Here is a 2,499-nt window from a genome sequence, read left to right on the forward strand (position 1 = left end):
AACCACATAGAGGCCGCGAACGCCACTAACGGAGCCTACGACATGCTCGCCGTCAGCCGTCATGGTCGGAAGCCCACCGCGATGTTTTCGAATCTTGACATCACGAAATATCGGAAATTGATCTCGCACGCTGTCCGCCAAGCGCCGAAGCACGGCTATGTCGAGCGGCAAATCCTTGATTTGGAAGCCGGGTGGAAGACTTGCCATGTCGTATTGCTGGGGGTTCTGTTCATAGCCGCCGAGCATCAGGCCGCCCTCGTCCGGCCGGACATAGACGTTGGCATCGATGATGCGCGTGATCGGCTGGTCCGACCGGACACCGTCGATCGGCTCGGTGATAAAAAGCTGGTGACGCGTCGCTACCATCGGTATGCGAGCACCGGCCATCGCAGCCACCTGACGATTCCAGGCGCCCGCAGCGTCGATGACGACCGTCGTCGCGATCTCGCCCTTGTCGGTAATTACTCCTCGTACCTCGTCATTTTTGACGACGAAACCGGTCACCAACGTATTCGGCAGCGTTGCCGCACCGAGCCTAGCGGCGCCGCGGGCATAACCGAGCGGGATTTGGGAAGGCTCGAGATAGATATCGGTCGGCGAATAGGTGACGGCGCGAATGCCCATCGTTTCGAGAAAGGGCATGAGTCGCTTGGCTTCATTAGGGGAGACCAATTCGACGCCGAGCCCGAAGGGGCGGGCACGCTCGACCTCAACTCGAAGCTGGTCCTCATGTTCGGGCAAGCGAGCGATTGTGAGACTGCCAGGTTGATAATAGACAAGCGGCTCGCCCGTCTCCTGCTCGAACATCACGATTTTTTTGACCGAACGCATTGCGAGGCGGGTCATCGTTTTGGACCGCCGAACCTGCTTGGTAAGTCCCGCCGCGCGCGGGGAGGTTTGAGAGCCGAATTCATGTTTGTCGATGAGTGCGACGTTCTTTACACCCGCCTTCACGAGGTGGAATGTCACGCTCGATCCCAAGGACCCTGAGCCGATCACAACGACGTCTGCTTCAGCAATCACCGCGACTGCTCCTTACGCGGCGCCGGCGGCATGCCCCTTGCCGAGAACCCGTTCCAGTCGGCGCACGGCCCGCGACAAAGGAAAGGCCATGACGAAGTATATGGTTCCAGCGATGAGGTAAAGCTGCATCGGCATGTAATACTCACTGCTAAGGTCGCGCGCTCGCAACATCAGCTCGGGTGCCGAAATGAGCGAGGCGACGGATGTGTCCTTCAACAAGGAAATGGCGTAATTCGCCATTGGCGGCAATATAACTCGGACGGCCTGCGGAAGAACGATGTGGCGCATGGTTTGACCATGGGTCATGCCGATCGATTGCGCCGCTTCCCTTTGGCCGCGGTGGATCGCCTCGATTCCGGCTCGGTAGACCTCGGCCATATAGGCAGCATAGTTGAGACCGAGTCCCAGCACCGCGGTCTCGAAAGCGGGGATGGCAATACCAACGGAAGCGAGGCCAAAATAGATCAAAAAAAGCTGCGTAAGTGCCGGTGTTCCGCGGACGATTTCGACATAAAAGCGCGCTGGCGCCGACAAGAACCGGCGCGGCGAGTGACCAGCGAGCGCGATTAGGAGCCCGACGGTAGCGCCGAGGACGTAGGCGAGTGCCGTCATTTCCAAGGTTCCAAGTGCGGCCACGAGGAGCTGCGGCATCCATTCATGCGTCGCGACCTCTAGCTGCGCCGGGCTCATCGCAAGTGTCCTTGACCCATACGTCGCTCGAGACGCCTGACGAGACGCGAGAGCGGCAAGCTCATCATGAGGTAAATGGCAGCGACCATCAGATAGATTTGCGTGCTAAGGTATGTCTGATCGACAAGCATGTGCGCCCGATATGTAAGTTCCGGAGCCGCTACCGCTGAGGCAATCGACGTATCCTTGAGCAGGCCGATTGCAAAATTGGCAACCGGTGGCAAAACGACACGGATCGCTTGTGGGAGCACGATGTGCCACACGGTCATAGGTCGAGTCATGCCGATCGAGTATGCTGCCTCGGTCTGGCCACGATGAATCGCCTCGATGCCGGCCCGGAACACTTCGGTGAGATAGGCGCCACCGTTGATGCCGAATCCAATGACTGCGGCCGGGATCGGGGCCAGCTTGATGCCAATTGTGGCGAGGCCGAAGTAGATGATGAAAAGCTGGGTCAGAACTGGGACCGCACGGAAAATCTCGACATATAGCGTTGCAGCACTGCGCAGGAGCGGCGAACGCGCCGTCCTGAAGACCGCGAAAACGAGTCCCAAGACGACGGCGACCGCAAATCCACCGGCGGTCACGATGACGGTCATGCCAGCACCTGTCACGAGAACATCGAAAAGATAGGGAAACTGCTCGAAAGTCCTCGCCCAAGCGCTGCCCATTATTGATAAGCCTGTTTTTCGAGCACGGCGCGCAGGAACGCCTGCGTTCGTCGATGCGAAGGCGAGCGAAACAGTTCATGAGGGGGCGCTTCCTCGACAATCTGTCCGTCGTCCA

At 58.9% G+C, this 2,499-nt stretch carries 3 protein-coding genes; all 3 read right to left on the reverse strand.

Annotated elements, in window-relative coordinates:
- Positions 1-1,023: FAD-binding oxidoreductase (locus VEJ16_05365; GenBank protein HYB09080.1), on the reverse strand; the 1,023-nt coding region annotated here is incomplete at its 3' end.
- 12 nt (positions 1,024-1,035) lie between these two features.
- On the reverse strand, positions 1,036-1,713 hold the full coding sequence (locus tag VEJ16_05370; GenBank protein ID HYB09081.1) for an amino acid ABC transporter permease: 678 nt from the start codon (positions 1,711-1,713) through the stop codon (positions 1,036-1,038).
- Positions 1,710-2,384 carry an amino acid ABC transporter permease gene (locus tag VEJ16_05375; GenBank protein ID HYB09082.1) on the reverse strand — a complete coding sequence of 225 codons (675 nt, stop codon included), beginning with the start codon at positions 2,382-2,384 and terminating at the stop codon, positions 1,710-1,712. The genes VEJ16_05370 and VEJ16_05375 overlap by 4 nt, the downstream gene beginning before the upstream one ends.
- Positions 2,385-2,499: the final 115 nt, after the last annotated feature.

The sequence above is a fragment of the Alphaproteobacteria bacterium genome (assembly GCA_035625915.1).
In the GTDB taxonomy this organism is placed as follows: domain Bacteria; phylum Pseudomonadota; class Alphaproteobacteria; order JACZXZ01; family JACZXZ01; genus DATDHA01.

Bases quoted from the DNA above. Each gene is read 5' to 3' on its own strand.
- VEJ16_05375 (HYB09082.1), bottom strand. From the start codon at position 2,384: ATGGGCAGCGCTTGGGCGAGGACTTTCGAGCAGTTTCCCTATCTTTTC.
- VEJ16_05370 (HYB09081.1), bottom strand. From the start codon at position 1,713: ATGAGCCCGGCGCAGCTAGAGGTCGCGACGCATGAATGGATGCCGCAG.